The 16034-nt window shown below is 66.5% G+C and carries 10 protein-coding genes, 2 tRNA genes and 4 pseudogenes; 5 read left to right on the forward strand and 11 right to left on the reverse strand.

Annotated features, from left to right (window positions below):
- Window positions 1–115: 115 nt before the first annotated feature.
- The 3 genes and pseudogenes from G205_RS23710 to G205_RS05710 all read right to left on the reverse strand — a co-directional run.
- Window positions 116–460, reverse strand: a pseudogene (locus G205_RS23710) (dihydrofolate reductase family protein); the annotation flags it as partial.
- Window positions 461–512: 52 nt separating this feature from the next.
- The gene (yidC, locus tag G205_RS05705; protein ID WP_035752198.1) at window positions 513–1304 is read right to left on the reverse strand and encodes a membrane protein insertase YidC; all 792 of its coding nucleotides are present in this window, start codon (window positions 1302–1304) and stop codon (window positions 513–515) included.
- A gap of 80 nt (window positions 1305–1384) precedes the next feature.
- Window positions 1385–2707 (reverse strand): YjiH family protein, encoded by a 1323-nt coding sequence (locus tag G205_RS05710; RefSeq protein ID WP_009357144.1) that lies wholly within the window; start codon window positions 2705–2707, stop codon window positions 1385–1387.
- Window positions 2708–2776: 69 nt separating this feature from the next.
- Between G205_RS05710 and G205_RS23410 the strand changes: the two genes are divergently transcribed.
- On the forward strand, window positions 2777–3652 hold the full coding sequence (locus G205_RS23410) for an IclR family transcriptional regulator (protein ID WP_160166597.1): 876 nt from the start codon (window positions 2777–2779) through the stop codon (window positions 3650–3652).
- A gap of 63 nt (window positions 3653–3715) precedes the next feature.
- Here G205_RS23410 and G205_RS05720 read toward each other — a convergent pair.
- The 4 genes and pseudogenes from G205_RS05720 to G205_RS05735 form a co-directional block, all read right to left on the reverse strand.
- A tRNA-Met gene (locus G205_RS05720) sits at window positions 3716–3789 on the reverse strand.
- A 61-nt stretch (window positions 3790–3850) separates the two neighbouring features.
- Window positions 3851–3922, reverse strand: a tRNA-Thr gene (locus G205_RS05725).
- Window positions 3923–4270: 348 nt separating this feature from the next.
- Window positions 4271–6300 (reverse strand): annotated as a pseudogene (locus G205_RS05730) (DEAD/DEAH box helicase).
- Between the two features lie 406 nt (window positions 6301–6706).
- On the reverse strand, window positions 6707–7363 hold the full coding sequence (locus G205_RS05735) for an MOSC domain-containing protein (protein ID WP_009357146.1): 657 nt from the start codon (window positions 7361–7363) through the stop codon (window positions 6707–6709).
- A 160-nt stretch (window positions 7364–7523) separates the two neighbouring features.
- Between G205_RS05735 and G205_RS05740 the strand changes: the two are divergent.
- From G205_RS05740 to G205_RS05755, 4 genes and pseudogenes are all read left to right on the forward strand, one after another.
- Window positions 7524–8131 (forward strand): annotated as a pseudogene (locus tag G205_RS05740) (Tat pathway signal protein).
- On the forward strand, window positions 8132–9343 hold the full coding sequence (locus G205_RS05745) for a glutathionylspermidine synthase family protein (protein ID WP_009357148.1): 1212 nt from the start codon (window positions 8132–8134) through the stop codon (window positions 9341–9343).
- Window positions 9344–9356: 13 nt separating this feature from the next.
- Window positions 9357–10877, forward strand: a pseudogene (locus G205_RS05750) (APC family permease).
- Window positions 10878–10885: 8 nt separating this feature from the next.
- The gene (locus G205_RS05755; protein WP_009357149.1) at window positions 10886–12082 is read left to right on the forward strand and encodes an acyl-CoA dehydrogenase family protein; all 1197 of its coding nucleotides are present in this window, start codon (window positions 10886–10888) and stop codon (window positions 12080–12082) included.
- Window positions 12083–12158: 76 nt separating this feature from the next.
- On the opposite strand, the gene G205_RS05760 is transcribed toward G205_RS05755, so the two are convergent.
- From G205_RS05760 to G205_RS05775, 4 genes are read right to left on the reverse strand one after another with little or no spacing between them, the layout of a single operon-like run.
- Complete coding sequence (locus G205_RS05760; protein ID WP_009357150.1) at window positions 12159–12929, reverse strand: SDR family oxidoreductase; 771 nt, start codon at window positions 12927–12929, stop codon at window positions 12159–12161.
- 25 nt (window positions 12930–12954) lie between these two features.
- Window positions 12955–14301 (reverse strand): MFS transporter, encoded by a 1347-nt coding sequence (locus G205_RS05765; protein WP_009357151.1) that lies wholly within the window; start codon window positions 14299–14301, stop codon window positions 12955–12957.
- The gene (locus G205_RS05770; RefSeq protein ID WP_009357152.1) at window positions 14298–14807 is read right to left on the reverse strand and encodes a winged helix-turn-helix transcriptional regulator; all 510 of its coding nucleotides are present in this window, start codon (window positions 14805–14807) and stop codon (window positions 14298–14300) included. Before G205_RS05770 ends, G205_RS05765 begins: the two co-directional genes overlap by 4 nt.
- Window positions 14808–14865: 58 nt before the next feature.
- Window positions 14866–16029, reverse strand: coding sequence for a cystathionine gamma-synthase (locus G205_RS05775; protein ID WP_009357153.1), 1164 nt, complete (start codon window positions 16027–16029; stop codon window positions 14866–14868).
- Window positions 16030–16034 lie beyond the last annotated feature (5 nt).

Below are 16034 nucleotides of genomic sequence, written 5' to 3' on the forward strand. Positions count from 1 at the left end.
CCGAGGCCGCCGCCCACGGCAATGGGGTTGAGGAAGAGCTGGCACTCGTCCACCAGCCGGCTTCCAGTGCCTGGGCCGCCAGGGTGGGGCCGCCGATGCCAATGTTCCGGTCCGTGTTTGCTTTCAGGATACGGACGGCGTCGGGGCTGAACGCCCGTTCCACCCGGGTCCGGGCCGCGGACACCCCGGCCAGGGAGGTGGAGTAGACAACCTTGTCTGCCCCCTGCCAGATACGGGCGTAATCCTGGATCACCGGCGGGTCGCCGGCGGTGCCCATGGTTTCCCAGACGGACATGACCTCGTAGATCCTGCGGCCGAGGAGGTATGTTCCGACGTCGCGCTCGAGGTCGTTCACGAAGGCGTGGACCTCCTCGTCGGGTGCGCTCCAGTCAAACCTGCCGTTCCGGTCAGCGACGTAGCCGTCCAGGGAGGTGATGCCGGAATAGATCAGCTTGGCCATGGGGTCATTCTGCCCGCGATACCCGGCAGAAGACAGGACTCGGGCGGCCCGGTCACGCTTTGCGGGTCACCAGGTACTGCTGCACCAGGGTCCACAGGTTGGAGACGGTCCAGTAGATGAGGACACCAATGGGGAAGATGATCCCGCCGGCGCCAAAGATGACCGGCAGGATGTAGAGGAGGATTTTTTGCTGGCGGAGGAGTGGGTTCTCCGGGTCCTCGCCGACGAGGCTGCGCGCCATGACGAGCTTCTGCGTGACGAACTGGCAGGCCGTCATGGCCAGGATCATGACGACGGCGAGGATGGCCACGGCGGCCTGGTTGCCGCCGCCGCCGTGCAGCAGGGACGCTGACAACGGTGCGCCGAAGATGCTGGAGGCGTCAAACTGGGCCGCCTGGGCGGAGGTGAGGGTTCCGATGCCCTCGCCCCGTGCCGCAGCGCCGGAAATGCCGGAGAGGACCTGGAACAGGGCGAGGAAGAACGGCGCCTGGATCAGCAGCGGAAGGCATGCAGAGAAGGGGTTGGTGCCGTGCTTCTTGTAGAGGGCCATCTGTTCCTGGGCCATCGCCTGCCGGGACAGCTGGTCCGTTTTACCCTTGTACTTCTCCTGGAGTTCCTTCAGGTCCGGCTGCAGGAGCCGCATGCGGCGCTGGGCCCGGACCTGCGCCAGGAACACCGGGATCAGGGCCGCGCGGATGACCAGTACCAGACCGATGATGGACAGCGTCCACGTCCAGCCGCTCCCGGCCGGCATTCCGATGGCGGTCAGGCCGCCATGGAACGCCAGCATGATGACGGAGACGAGCCACTGGAAGGGCGCCATCACCTCATTGAAGAAGTCCACCACATTCCCCCGTCCGCCGCCTGCTGCACAACTTACGGCGAAACGGGGAAGTTGTCACGGTTGGTCGCGGGGGTCGTGTTCTAGGACGGAAACATCAGGAACGCTATGGGGGTCACAAGGATCAGCGTCAGCGCCACCCGCTGGAACCAGATCACCACCAGCTTCCAGACCGGGACGGGAATATCCGTAGCCATGATGCAGGGGACCAGGGCGGAGAAGAAGATGATTCCGGACACGGACACAACACCCACCACGAACTTGACCACCGGAACCGCTTCCGCTGCAAGGAGTGCGGGAAGGAACATCTCTGCAACACCAACAGCGCTGGCTTTTGCCACCAGCATGGGTTCGGGCAGCTGGAGCGCCCACGTGAAGGGATAAAACAGGAAGCCCAGCCAATCGAAGACAGGAGTGTAGGTCGCAAGGACCAGTCCCAGCAGGCCGATGGAAAGGATTGAAGGGAGTATGGCCATCGCCATTAGCAGGCCGTCCCTGACGTTGGTCCAGACGTTGACCGCGAGCGAGGGTGCTGCTTCCACCGTTTGGCGGGCCTCATGCCAAGCGACCGAGAGGCGGCGCCCGGAAACTTCCTCCTCAGGCTGCGGCACTGCATCAGGGTGGTATTCGTCCGGGATGCTGTTAAGCGGCCAGATCCTGACGGTGATGGCGGTAACCGCAAAGGTGACCAGGAAAGTGATCCAGAAGTAGGCCGTCCACTGGCCCATCAGGTCCAGTGTCTTGGCCACAATCACCATAAACGTTGCTGAAACCGTGGAGAACCCTGTGGCGATGATCGCAGACTCACGGGCCGTGTACTTGCCCTCTTTGTAGACCCGGTTGGTGATCAGGAGTCCGAGCGAATAGCTGCCCACGAAGGATGCAACAGCATCGATGGCGGACCGCCCCGGCGTCCGCCAGATAGGGCGCATGACGCGCTGGACAAGGACACCGATGAACTCCAGCAGGCCATAGCTAACCAGCAATGCAAGGAACACGGCGCCGATCGGGACAAGGAGCCCGACCGGAATCACGAGCTTTTCGAACAGGAAGGGCCCCATGCCGGGTTCGAAAAGCCACGCCGGCCCCACCCGGAAGACCATCATGAAACCCACTACCATCCCCACCACTTTCAGCAGCGAGAAGACCACCTCCACCGGGGACCTCTTCCACGTTCCGGCAATAAACGGATAGCCCGCGCCGGCAACGATGACGGCCAGCGCATAGAAGGGAAGAACCGGGCCGATACTCGCCTGGAGAAAGGAAACGATGTGGTCCAGCATGATCGTGTTTTTTCCGGCAATAGTTACTGGCACGAAAAACATGAACGCACCTATGCCGCTGTATACGAATAGCTTCCAGATATGGCGCGATGCAGTGCGCGGGGCCTGAGAGGTGATGGCCATGGGTCTGTCTCCTGACATTCTTGCCAGCCTGTGCGGGCGGGTCATTTTTCTGACTGGAACCATCGCACCGTGAATCCAGGGCAAGGACAATGGAATAGACGGCAAAGCAGTCTCACATATGAGATTCAGGTCACGGGAGGCGTTTTGAGGGGTGAACAGGACAATACCCTGAGATCGCTCCAGATCCTGAGTTACCTTGCTACGCAGGCAAACCCTGTTCCCGCGGCCAGAATTGCTGAGGCAGTGGGGTCGCCGAGGTCATCCACCTTCCGGCTTCTCCGCGGAATGCAAACGCTCGGCTACGTAGCCCACATTCCTGAAGAGCATGCATATGCCTTGGGCGTCGCTGCCCTGGAAATTGGCCAGGCCTTTGCCATCCAGGCGCCGTTGGCACGTTACGGCCGTCCAGTCGTGGCCCGCCTAGTTGCCAGCGTAGGTGAAACGGCCCACCTGGCTGTCCTCCATGGCAATGAAACGCTCTATATCCACGAAGAGACCGCGCCCCTGCGGGCGCCGTTGGTCACCGCTAAGGACGTCCGCCTGCCAGCGCACTTAACGGCGTCTGGACGAGCAATTCTTGCCGGCATGAATCATGACCAGCTGAGGGCCCTGTTCCCGCCCAATTTTGCTTTCATCCAACGGACCGGGCGGGGCCCGCGGACATACGCCGAACTCACCCAGCAGCTGGCAGCCACACGCAGGCAGGGGTTTGCGCGCGAGTTTGGGGAGGTGACAGAAGGGCTGACGTCAGTCGCCAAAGCTGTCCGCGATAGGAATGGGCGGGTGGTGGCGTCTATTGCCGTGACCCGCCCCTACGACACGCAGTCCGCCCGCGTTCCGGCCGCTACTGCAGGCATTCCGGAAGACGTGATCCTTACAGCCCTGGAGCGCGCAGCTCTGGAGCTCAGCCGCAGGCTGGGGTGGGATCCGGAACGCAGGGCGTGAGGACGTATCCCCGCAGACAACAAAGAGCCCCCGGAATCCCATGGATTCCGGGGGCTTGTCCTGTAGCGGTGGGGAGGCTCGATCTCCCGACCTCACGATTATGAGTCGTGCGCTCTAACCAACTGAGCTACACCGCCACGAATGAGAAAAACCTGTGTCAAGCCGGTCAAAACCGCCTTGACACAGGCCCTCATTCAGAGCCCCCCACCGGAATCGATCCGGTGACCTCGTTCTTACCAAGAACGCGCTCTACCACTGAGCTAGGGGGGCAACGAGTAAATACTCTACCGGAAGATTTTGCTCCCAACAAATCGGCGCGAGGAGGGCTCAGGAAGCCGTGAAACACTTGCAATTCGCCGCCCCTTTACCTCCGGTTCCCGCGCCAATACATGGATCCGCGGGCACCCGCACGACGCAAAACCGGGAGCTTCAGACCCGCTCCGCCACCGCAGCGGCGTGGAAATGTGGCAAGCCCCACACCAGTAGAAGTTTTTGTCCAGATATGGCGGCCTGGACGGCCCGGAAGTCGCCATATGTGGACAAAAATCGGGGGGTTAAATGCCGATGGGCCGGCTCGAAAGCCGGCCCATCGGAGGGATGCGTGTCTACCCGAAGGGTTTACCACTTGCCCTTGCGGTTGAAGTCGCGGTGTCCGCCGTCGGTGCCGTGGCGGGGCTTGCGGGAGCCGTCGCCGTGGCCGCCGAAGCGGGAGTCGCTGGCCTGTCCGCGGTCGCTGAAGCTGCGCTCCGAGCGCTCGCTGTAGGAGCGGCCGCCGCGGTCGGCGGAGCTGCGCTCGCCGTCGTTCTTCCGGAACTCCTTTTTGAACCCGCCGTTGCCCTTGAAGTTGCCGCCACGGTTGCCCTGGTAGCTGGGGCGGTCACCGGAGGGCCGGCGGCCGTTGTCCAGCTCCAGGTGGATCAGCTCGCCGCCGATCCGGGTGCGGGACAGGGCACGCAGCTGCTCGGCGCTCAGGTCCGCGGGCAGCTCCACCAGGGAGTGGTCCGAACGGATGTCGATGCCGCCGATCTGCGAGGAGGAGATGCCGCCCTCGTTGGCGATGGCGCCCACGATGGAGCCGGGCATGACGCGCTGGCGGCGCCCCACCGCGATCCGGTAGGTGGCGTTGCCCTCGGTCAGGGCGCGGGTCGGCCCACGGGAGCCGAAACCGTCCTTGGAGCGCTCGCGCTTCTGGAACTCAGGGGCTGCAGGCAGCTCCTTGACCAGCAGCGGCTGACCGCCCTGGGCCATGACTGCCAGTGCAGCAGCGATCTCGGCCGCCGGGACCTTGTGCTCTTCCTCGTAGGAAGCGATGAGGTCGCGGAACACCGCAACGTCCTCGGACTCCAGGGTCTCGGTGATGCGCTCGGCGAACTTGCCCAGGCGCAGCGAGTTCACGGTCTCGGCGGTGGGCAGGTGCATCTGCTCCACCGGCTGGCGGGTGGCCTTCTCGATGGCGCGCAGCAGGTACTTCTCCCGCGGCGTCATGAAGAGGATCGCGTCGCCGTTGCGGCCTGCACGGCCCGTGCGGCCGATGCGGTGCACGTAGGACTCGGTGTCGTGCGGGATGTCGTAGTTGATGACGTGGCTGATGCGCTCCACGTCCAGGCCACGGGCGGCGACGTCGGTGGCCACCAGGATGTCGATGCGGCCTTCCTTCAGCGCGTCAACAGTGCGCTCGCGCTGCTGCTGCGGGATGTCACCGTTGATGGCGGCAGCTGGAAGCCGCGGGACTTCAGCTTGTCCGCCAGGTCCTCGGTGGCCATCTTGGTGCGCACGAAGGCGATGACGCCGTCGAACTCTTCAACCTCGAGGATGCGGGTCATCGCGTCCAGCTTGTGCGGGCCCATGACCTGCAGGTAGCGCTGGCGGATGTTGGTGCCCGTGGAGGTCTTGGTCTTGACCGAGATCTCGGCGGGGTCGTTCAGGTACTGCTTGGACATGCGGCGGATCTGGCTGGGCATGGTTGCCGAGAACAGGGCCACCTGGCGGTCCGACGGGGTCTGCTGGAAGATCTGCTCCACGTCCTCGGCGAAGCCCATGCGCAGCATCTCGTCAGCCTCGTCCAGCACCAGGTACTGGAGTTCGGAGAGGTCCAGCGAGCCCTTGGAGATGTGGTCGATCACACGGCCGGGGGTTCCGACGACGACCTGGGCACCGCGGCGCAGGCCGGCGAGCTGGGGTCCGTAGGCGGAGCCGCCGTAGACCGGGAGGACGGTGAAATCGTCGATGTGCTTGGCGTAGGAGGTGAAGGCCTCTGCAACCTGGAGCGCCAGCTCACGGGTCGGGGCGAGGACCAGGGCCTGCGTCTTGCGGGACGGGCCGTTCAGGTCGTGGAGTTCGGCCAGGCGGGACAGTGCCGGCACTGCGAATGCTGCAGTCTTGCCGGTACCGGTCTGCGCCAGGCCGACGACGTCGCGGCCTTCGAGCAGCAGCGGGATGGTGGCTGCCTGGATGGGGGACGGCTTTTCGTAGCCGACATCCTGCAGCGCGGCGAGGACGCGGCCGTCGATGCCGAGGTCGGCGAACTTGACGCTGTTGTCCTCGGACTCGGCTTCAGGGCTTGCGGCCGGGGCTTCGGCGGCGGCAGCTGCCTCCGCGTCGATCACGGCGGCGGCAGTTTCAATGGTGTCGTTCTGGTTTTCGGGCATAGGGAAAGATTCCTCATCCATAGGGGGCCAGGCGGCACTACCCAGGGTGAGCGGAGCCGCAGTACATGTGCCGTGGATGCCGGGCAAACATTGACCGGCCGGTCACAGAAGTCCGGCGCTTTCGCAATCCCATGGCAGGACTTCGCGCTGCATCTCTTGGCTGCTATCCCAGCAGTCTGTACAGCGTTTTCTTCAGCCGGCTCTCCCTATGAAACTGCCCGCATCACAGTTGCGGGCCCCAACACTTGCCAGTCCTGCCTCAAAAATTGGGCAGGAATAAGGGATTTCCGGAGTGGGGGATGTTTCAAGTGTACGGCACCGGGGCGGTGTCCCCGAAATCAGGTGCCCGACGGCGGCGGTGAGCTTGGGCACATGCGGCACCTCCGCCGTCGTAATTTCCCGTCAGTCAGCCGCGCAGCTGGCGCTGCAGGGCCTCGAACTTGTTGTTGAATTCGGGCTGCTGCAACCGGATCTCGCCATCGGCATCCGCATCCTTAAGCGCCTCCATCAGCTCAACACTGGGCTCGCTGAACCACTGGCCCACCGTGATGCCGTGCGTTGGAACGTAGGTCCGGTGGATGTGGTCTCCGGCCTGGATGCTGCCCGTCTTGATGACCCTCAGGTACGCCCCCACCCGGCCCTCTTCCGTGAAGCGCTTAACCCACTGGCGCTCCCCCAGCCGCCGCTGGAACGTGGCACACGGTGTCCGCGGCGACGTGACTTCGAGTTCGACGTCGAGCCCGATCTTCCAGCGCTCCCCGATCACGGCGGCCGTGGCATCGATCCCGGCCACGCGGAGGTTTTCGCCGAACGAGCCGGGCGGCAGGTCCTGCTGCAGCTGAGCGGCCCAGTAGTCGGCGTCAGCCTGCGAGTACGCGTAGACGGCCTGGTCCGGGCCGCCATGGTGGACCCGGTTCGCCTGGATGTCGCCCTGCAGGCCCAGCCGGTGCACCTTGACCGGACCCTCCACCGGGCGCTTGTCAATGGCGGTCACTCCCACGCTCGAGGCATCCGGAAGCAATTGGTGAACACGGCAGACAGCCAGCAGGGACGCGGTTTCCATGGCTCCAGTGTAGGGTCACGTTCCGCGCGTGGAAGGGATGGGCAGTTCTCCCCTGCGGCATGCTCGCCGCCCGGGCCGGCAGGGACTACGCTGATTCGAGGATTGCATATTGGGGGTGCAGCGCTGTGCCCAATTCACGTGGATAACTGAGGGGGACGCCGTGGACCCAGACAAGCAGGACCCGAACAGGCCGGATCCGGAGCGCCGGCCCAGCGGCGGCGCCGAGCCAGGCGGGGACAGTCCGAAGCCGCCGCCCTGGCAGGTGCCCAAGCCTGAGCTCCGCCCCGAGCTGCTCAATGAACCCGTCACGCCGGTGGATCCGTTTGCCCGCGACCGGGAAAGGCAGCTGGACGAGGCAGCCGCCCGGAAGAAGCGCTCACAGCGGCGCACCGTCGTCGTCGGACTGGGCGTGACAGCGCTGCTGGCCGGCACCATCACCGCCGTGGTGGCCAGCAACCAGGACGAGCCCGAATACGCCAGGTGTGCTTCAACGACGAAACCGGCGAGCGCGTGGAGGACCGCAACTGCGACAGCTCTGCCGGGCGGGCCGGCGGGGTCTACGCCTGGTACTTCTTTTCCCGCGGAGCCTATGTGCCGCCCTTGGGGCAGAACCGGTCCACCGCCCCCAACTACACCCGGACGGTGCCCAGCGGCGCGAAGGCCTCCACCGGGTACAGCACCCAGGGCGGCACCGTCAGCCGCGGCGGCTTCGGTACCAGCGCCAAGAGCGGAACGAGCGGTGGCGGCGGCAAGGTTTCGGGGGGCTAAGTGAAGCGGCTGTTGAGTGAACCCCGTCCCGGCTGGAAGCAGAAGATCGAGGAACAGGGCCTGGTCTTTTCCACCACCACCATGGATGACGGCCGGACGATCGAATACTGGAACGAGTCCGCCTACTACGAGTTCAGCATGGACGAAGTGGAAACCCTCGAGGAGACCGCAGAGGAAATGCACCGCATGTGCCTGGAGGCGGCCAAGTTCCTTGCCACCGGGGCCATGGGCACCATCGGGATCGGACCGCAGGCGCTGGAACTCGCCGCCGAATCCCTGCAGGCGGGCGACGTGGACGTCTACGGCCGGTTCGACTTCATCTATGACGGGCAGGGCGGCCCGGCCAAGATGCTCGAATACAACGCCGACACCCCAACCGGGCTGATCGAGGCAGCCGTGGCCCAGTGGTTCTGGCTGCAGGACGTCTTCCCGGGGAAGGACCAGTGGAACGGCATCCACGAGGCGCTGATCCGGCAGTGGAAGAAGTTCCAGTACCGCACCGGTATGAGCACCCTGCACGTGGCCCACTCTGAGGTGGAGGAGTCCGGCGAGGACTGGATGACCGCCGCCTACATGCGGGACGTGGCCGCCCAGGCCGGGTGGACCACCATCGGCATCAACATGTCCGATATCGGCTGGGACCCCAACCTCAACCGCTTCGTGGACCTGGACAACTTCATGATCAGCACCATCTTCAAGCTCTACCCCTGGGAGCTGATGATGAAGGAGCCGTTCGGTCCCCGCCTGCTGGAACGCGCCCACAATCCGCGCTGGGTGGAGCCGGCCTGGAAGATGCTGCTCTCCAACAAGGCCCTGCTCGCCGCGCTCTGGCACCTGTACCCGGAGCATCCCAACCTGCTCCCGGCCTACCTGGACGGGCCGGGGCCGCTGAAGGAATGGGTGGCCAAGCCGCTGCACGGGCGTGAAGGAGACAATATCCGGATCCATGCCGACGGCGTCAGCCTGGAACAGCCCGGCGGGTACGGCCGTGAGGGCTGGTGCTACCAGCAGTACCACCAGCTGCCCGACCTCGACGGCAACCACCCGGTCCTCGGCCTGTGGGTGGTGGACGGCGAGTCCGTGGGCTGCGGCATCCGCGAATCGGACGGCCCCGTCACGGACTACTTCTGCCGCTTCGTGCCCAACACCATCGACGCGCCGGCGCCGCTTTCGGCCGTGGCCTCCTCCAGCAAAGCAGGTATCGCACTATGAATCCGGTGACAGCATGAGCACAGACATGACGACGGCGGGAGGCCCGGCGGGCGCGCCCGGCACCCCGGTCCCGGCCAAGGGCCTCCGCGCCGGGATCCTCGACCTTGGCGACTCCGTGATGCTCGGCCTGGCCTCGACGGCGCCGGTATATTCGCTGGCGGCAACACTCGCTGATCGTGGCAGTGAACGGGAACTACACTCCCCTGATCCTGTTGTTGGGTTTCATCCCGGTCCTGTTCATCGCCTACGCCTTCCGCGAGCTCAACAGTGCCATCCCGGACTGCGGCACCACGTTCACCTGGTCCCGCCGCGCCTTCGGACCCTGGGCGGGCTGGCTGGGCGGCTGGGGCGTGGCGCTCGCCGGCATCGTGGTCCTGGCCAACCTGGCGCAGGTGGCCGGCCAGTACCTGTGGCTGCTGGCCGGTGACGGCTCGCTGGCGGAGAACAAGGTGTTGGTCACCGCTACCGGGGTGCTGTTCATCGCCGTGATGACCCTGGTCAACTACCGCGGCATCCGGCTGGGCGAACACGTCCAGCGGGTCCTGACCTATGTGCAGTACATTGCGCTGGGCATCTTCGCGCTGGCGATCATTGTCCGGATTGTCGGGGGTCCGCCGGAGGGCCAGGCGTTTGATTTCGAGTGGTTCAACCGGTGGGCGCCTTCGCCGATCCCGGGGCCGTGGTCCACGGCGTGCTCCTCGCGCTGTTCATCTACTGGGGCTGGGACACCTGCCTGGCGGTGAACGAGGAAACCGAAAACCCGAGGACCACACCGGGCCGCGGCGCCGTCATCTCCGCGTTCGTCCTGGTGGCGATCTATGTCTCCGTCGCGCTGCTCGTGATGATGTACGCCACCGTGGGCAGCGAGGGCATCGGCCTGGGGAACGAGGCCAACCAGGACGACGTGTTCGTGGCCATGAAGGACGTGGTGCTGGGGCCATGGGGCTGGCTGATCGTCGTCGCGGTCCTTGCCTCGGTGCTGTCCTCCACGCAGACCACCATCCTGCCCACCGCCCGGGGAACGCTGTCCATGGGTGTCCACGGGGCCCTGCCGGCGAAGTTCGGCGAGGTGCACCCGCGGAACCAGACCCCCGGGTTCTCCACGCAGGTGATGGGCGCGGCAGCGATCGCCTACTACGTGGCGATGAGCTTCCTCAGCGAGAACCTCCTCTCGGACTCCATCAGCGCCATCAGCCTGTTCATCGCCTTTTACTACGCCCTTACCGGATTCGCCTGCTTCTGGTACTTCCGGGGCACGCTGCGGACATCCGCCCGCAACCTGTGGTTCCGCGGGATGCTGCCCCTGACCGGGGCACTGCTCCTGACCGCCGCGTTCTTCATCTCAGCGGTGCAGATGTGGGACCCGGCCTACGGCGATACGGAGATCTTCGGCGTCGGCGGCGCTTTCATCAGCGGCGTGGTGCTGCTCGCCCTGGGCGTGGTCCTGGCCGTCGTGTGCCGTTTCCTGCCCTCGACCCGCGGCTACTTCACCGGCAATCCGTCTGCCGTGGCCGCCGCACGGAACCAGGGGTAGGCCCTGCGATGAGCGACGCTGCAGAGGTGCCGGGCCCCGATCCCTCCGATGTGCTGGCCCTCGACGGGCTCCTTTCCCCGGACGAGCTTGCCCTTCGCCAGCGGATCCGGGACTTCACGGACCAGCGGATCAGGCCTGGGATCGCCGCCTGGTACGACGCGGCCGTGTTCCCGCTGGAGCTTGCCCCCGAACTCGGCGAGCTGGGCGTCCTGGGGATGCACCTGGAGGGCTATGGCTGCCCCGGCCGGTCCGCCGTCGAGTATGGCCTGGCGGCGATGGAGCTGGAGGCCGGCGATTCCGGGATCCGGACGTTCGTGTCGGTGCAGGGGTCGCTGGCCATGACGGCCATCCATAAATGGGGTTCCGAGGAACAGAAACAGGAATGGCTGCCCCGGATGGCGGCAGGCGAGGTGATCGGGTGCTTCGCCCTGACCGAACCGGCGGCGGGTTCGGATCCTTCGTCCATGACCACCTCCGCCCGCCGTGACGGCACCGGCGACCAGGCGGGCTGGGTGCTGGACGGCACGAAGCGCTGGATCGGGCTGGCCTCGGTGGCGGACGTCATGGTGGTGTGGGCCATGACCGACGACGGCGTCCACGGTTTCCTGGTGCCTGCCGGCACCCCGGGCGTGACGGCCACCCCCATTACGCAGAAATTGTCCATGCGGGCCTCCGTCCAGTGCGATGTGGTGTTCGACGGCGTCAGGCTGGGACCGGAGGCCCTGCTGCCGGCTGCGCGCGGGCTGCGCGCCCCGCTCACCTGCCTGAACGAGGCGCGGTACGGCATCGCCTGGGGCGCGATGGGGGCTGCCCGGGATTCGTACCAGGCGGCCCTGGCGTACTCGCAGGAGCGGCTGCAGTTCGGGAAGCCGCTGGCCGGATACCAGCTCACGCAGGAGAAGCTGGTGAACATGCTGGTGGAGATCCAGAAGGGCACCATGCTGGCCCTGCACCTGGGCCGGCTCAAGGATGCGGGGATGCTGAAGCCCGAGCAGGTTTCGCTGGGGAAACTGAACAACGTCCGGGAAGCACTGGCCATCGCCCGGGAGGCCCGCTCCGTGCTGGGCGGCAACGGGATCACCCTGGACTACCCGCCGCTGCGGCATGCCGCGAACCTGGAGTCCGTCCGCACCTACGAGGGCACCGACGAAGTCCACACCCTGATCCTTGGCCAGCACATCACCGGTCTCGGCGCCTTCCGCTAACTCCTCCCCCAACTGGCTGGCAGTAGATGCCGTTTTGGGGGCCCAAAACGGCAAGAACTGCTACCCAGTTGGGCAGCTAGGCCGAGAAGCCGCCGTCGGCCTTGATGAGCTGGCCGGACACCCAGCGGCCTGCGGGCGAGAGCAGGAACGCCACGGTCCCCGCGACGTCCGCCGGGGTCCCGAGCCGGCCGGTGGGCTGGCGCTGGAGAACCTCTTCCCGGATGGCATCATCCATCCAGCCTGTGTCCACAGGCCCGGGGTTGAGGACGTTCGCGGAGATGTTCCGGGGGCCCAGCTCGCGGGCGGCGGCAATGACGATCCGGTCCAGCGCCCCCTTCGAGGCACCGTAAGGCAGGTTGAACGCTGTGTGATCGCTGGTCAGCGCAACGATCGCGCCGCCGTCGTCCGTGGCCTGCCGGGCGAACGCGGCAATCAGCTGCCAGCTGGCCCGCGTGTTAACGGCGAAGTGCCGTTCGAAGGATTCCAGGCTGGTGTCCAGGATTCCGGAGTCGACGGACTCCGCGTGGCTGAGCACGAGCCCCTGCAAGGGCCCCGCCAGCTGCACGGCCTCGGCCATGAGCCGGTTCGGCACGCCCGGATCCTGCAGGTCGGCGGACAGGACGTGGACGCGCGCGCCGATGGCCTCGAGTTCGGCGGTCAGGCGGACGACGTCCTCGGGCTCACTCCCCCACGGCATCCGCTCGTCGTAGTCCTGCCAGTAGGACAGGACCAGGTCCCAGCCGTCGGCGGCGAGCTGGCGGGCGATGCCGGCACCAATTGAGGCCAGCCGGCCGGCACCCGTGACCAGGGCAGTGCTGCGGGCGGCGCTTTGCTGTGGGGTCTGCATGCAGCCAGCCTAGTAGGCGGCCCTGCTAGGCGGCGGACGGCGCCGCATCCCGCGCCCCGCTGTTCCGGCGGATGGTTGCGCTGATGACCGCGGCAACAGTGCACATTGCGGCAGCCCCCAGCCAGGCGTAGGTGTAATGGCCGGTGGCGTCGCGCACGGCGCCGGCGGCGAGGGCTGCAGCGGCAGCGCCCAGCTGGTGCGCCGCAAAGACCCAGCCGAACACCACGCTGCCGTCCGCGCCGAAGGTTTCCCGGCAGATGGCGGCGGTGGGCGGAACGGTGGCCACCCAGTCCAGGCCGTAGATCACCACGAACACGATCATGCTCGGCTGCACCTCGGCGCTCAGGAGAAGGGGCAGCACCAGCAGGCCGATGCCCCGGAACTGGTAGTAGACGGCCAGCAGGATGCGCGGGTTGAAGCGGTCCGTGAGCCAGCCGGAGGCGATGGTCCCCACGATGTCGAAGATGCCGACGACGGCGAGCAGGCCCGCGGCGGTGGTTTCCGGCATGCCGTGGTCATGGGCGGAGGGAATGAAGTGGGTGCCGATGAGCCCGTTGGTGGTGGCACCGCAGATAGCGAATCCGGCCACTAGGGCCCAGAACGTCCTGACCCGGCTCGCCCGGCGGAGCACCTGGAGTGCCCGGACGGCGGCATTCGCCCGCGGGCCCGTGGCTGCAGGGGCCTGGGCGGCGCTGCCGGCTTCCGCACCGTACGGCAGGACCCCGGCGTCGGCCGGGGAGTTCTTGAGGAACTTCAGCACGAGCGGGACCACCGCCAGGGCGCCGGCCGCGATCAGGAGCGAGGCCTGCCGCCAGCCGGGATCCTGCGCGAGCACGGCGATGAACGGCAGGAAGACCAGCTGTCCGGCAGCGCTGCCGGCGGTCAGGATGCCGATGACCAGGCCCCGGCTCTTGACGAACCAGGTGTTGGCGATGGTGGCGGCGAACACCAGGGCCATGGATCCCGTGCCCAGCCCGATGAGCAGGCCCCAGGTCAGCAGGATCTGCCAGGACTGGTTGACCAGGACGGTCAGGGCGCTGCCCATGCCGATCAGGACCAGTGCCAGGGCAGTGACCTTCCGGATGCCGAAGCGTTCCATCAGGGCGGCGGCGAACGGTGCGGTCAGGCCAAACAGGACCAGGTTGATGCTGACGGCCGCCGACAACACCGTAGTGGACCAGCCGAATTCCTGTTGCAGCGGCACCATCAGCACGCCCGGGGCAGCCCGGAATCCTGCCGCCCCCACCAGGGCCAGGAATGCTACGGCGGCAACGATCCAGGCGGGGTGCAGCCGGCGCCGGGGCGCGGGCCGCGGAACAGCCGCCGCTTCGCGTTCACCAGGAACTGCGGCTTCATCGGATCGTGTGCTCACGCGGCGGCTCCAGCACCGGGCATTGCGGTGGCGAGTTTGATGGGGTGCCCGGACCTGGCCTCGCTGTGCCAGCTGGTGTTTGCGGCAGTCAGCCGCTCCCCGCAGCCGGTGCAGGTATCGGCGGACGTGGTGGGCTGGCCGCAGCCGGAGTGGATGACGTGGAGGTGGGCCTGCTCGGACGGGGCCGCAAGGTGTTTCTCCGACCACAGCGTCACCGCGTTCAGGACCGGCAGGACGTCCTCGCCCATGGCGGTGAGGACATACTCCTGGCGGGTGCGGCCGCCGTCGTCGTAGGCCCTTTTCTTCAGCAGCCCGGCCTCCACCAGGCCGGCCAGGCGCTTGGTGAGCACCGAGTCCGCCACCTTCAGGCGCGCACGGATGGCGTCAAAGCGGCCGTTGCCGAAGAAGAGCTCGCGGAGGACGAGGATGGTCCAGGGGTCGCCCAGGATGTCCACGCCGCGCGCAATGCTGCAGTTGTGGCCGGACCAGTCGGATCGGAGTGCCATGGAAGGAGCGTAGCTGGCTTTCTTGAAGAAAGCCAGATACTTGCCTCGTTGCAAACCGCTAGGGGATGGAGGCGAACGCCTGCTCCAGGTCCGCGATCAGGTCCTCCACGTCCTCGATGCCGCAGGAGAGCCGGAGCAGGTTCACCGGGACGGCGAGTTCGGTGCCCTTGACCGAGGCATGGGTCATCTCCGACGGGTAGTTCATCAGCGACTCGATGCCGCCCAGCGACTCCGCCAGTATGAAGACCTTGGTGGACTCTGCCACCTTCCGGGCCGCGGCCTCACCGCCCTTGAACTGGACGGACACCATGCCGCCAAAGCTGCGCATCTGCCGTTTGGCCAGCTCGTGGCCGGGGTGTGTGGGCAGGCCCGGGTACAGAACGGCCTCCACCTCAGGGCGTTCCAGCAGCCACTCGGCGACGGCCTGGCCGTTGAGGCTGTGCCGGTCCATCCGCACGCCCAGGGTCTTCAGGCCGCGCGTGGTGAGGAAGGCGTCCATGGGCCCGGACACCGCTCCGACGGCGAACTGGATGAAGCCGATCTTTTCGGCCAGCTCCGCGTCCTTGACGACGACGGCGCCACCCACCACGTCCGAGTGCCCGCCGATGTACTTGGTGGTGGAGTGGATCACGATATCAGCGCCCAGGGCGAGCGGGGTCTGCAGGTACGGGGACGCGAAGGTGTTGTCGACGACGAGGAGGGCGCCGGCGTCGTGCGCTATCCCAGCGAGCGCGGCGATGTCCGTGATTTTCATCAGCGGGTTAGACGGCGTCTCCACCCACAGCAGGCGGGTCTTGTTCGCGGCGACGGCCTGCCGGACGGTGTCCAGGTTGGCCATATCCACGGGGGTGTTGCCGATCCCCCACTCACCCAGCACGCGGCTGATGAGCCGGTAGGTCCCGCCGTAGGCGTCGTTGCCGAGCACGATGTGGTCCCCCGGGCGGGTCAGCGCACGGATCAGAGCGTCCTCCGCGGCGAGGCCGGACCCGAAGCTGTAGGCGTGGGTGCCGAGCTCCAGTGCGGCCAGCTGCTCCTGCAGGGAGTCGCGGGTGGGATTGCCGCCGCGGCCGTACTCGTAGCCGTCGCGGAGGCCGCCGATGCCGTCCTGGGCATACGTAGTGGCGAAGTGCACGGGCGGCACCACGGCACCGGTGCGGGGCTCGAAATCCTGCCCGGCGTGGACGGCGCGGGTGTTGAAACCTTGGTTTGCAGAGGCTGACATGGTGC

Source organism: Arthrobacter nitrophenolicus, from assembly GCF_000332815.1.
GTDB classification, from domain to species: domain Bacteria; phylum Actinomycetota; class Actinomycetes; order Actinomycetales; family Micrococcaceae; genus Arthrobacter; species Arthrobacter nitrophenolicus.

Coding starts and splice junctions, on each gene's coding strand:
- G205_RS05710 (WP_009357144.1), bottom strand. CDS start 2,707: ATGGCCATCACCTCTCAGGCCCCGCGCACTGCATCGCGCCATATCTGG.
- G205_RS05735 (WP_009357146.1), bottom strand. CDS start 7,363: ATGGAAACCGCGTCCCTGCTGGCTGTCTGCCGTGTTCACCAATTGCTT.
- G205_RS05755 (WP_009357149.1), top strand. CDS start 10,886: ATGAGCGACGCTGCAGAGGTGCCGGGCCCCGATCCCTCCGATGTGCTG.
- G205_RS05760 (WP_009357150.1), bottom strand. CDS start 12,929: ATGCAGACCCCACAGCAAAGCGCCGCCCGCAGCACTGCCCTGGTCACG.
- G205_RS05770 (WP_009357152.1), bottom strand. CDS start 14,807: ATGGCACTCCGATCCGACTGGTCCGGCCACAACTGCAGCATTGCGCGC.
- G205_RS05775 (WP_009357153.1), bottom strand. CDS start 16,029: ATGTCAGCCTCTGCAAACCAAGGTTTCAACACCCGCGCCGTCCACGCC.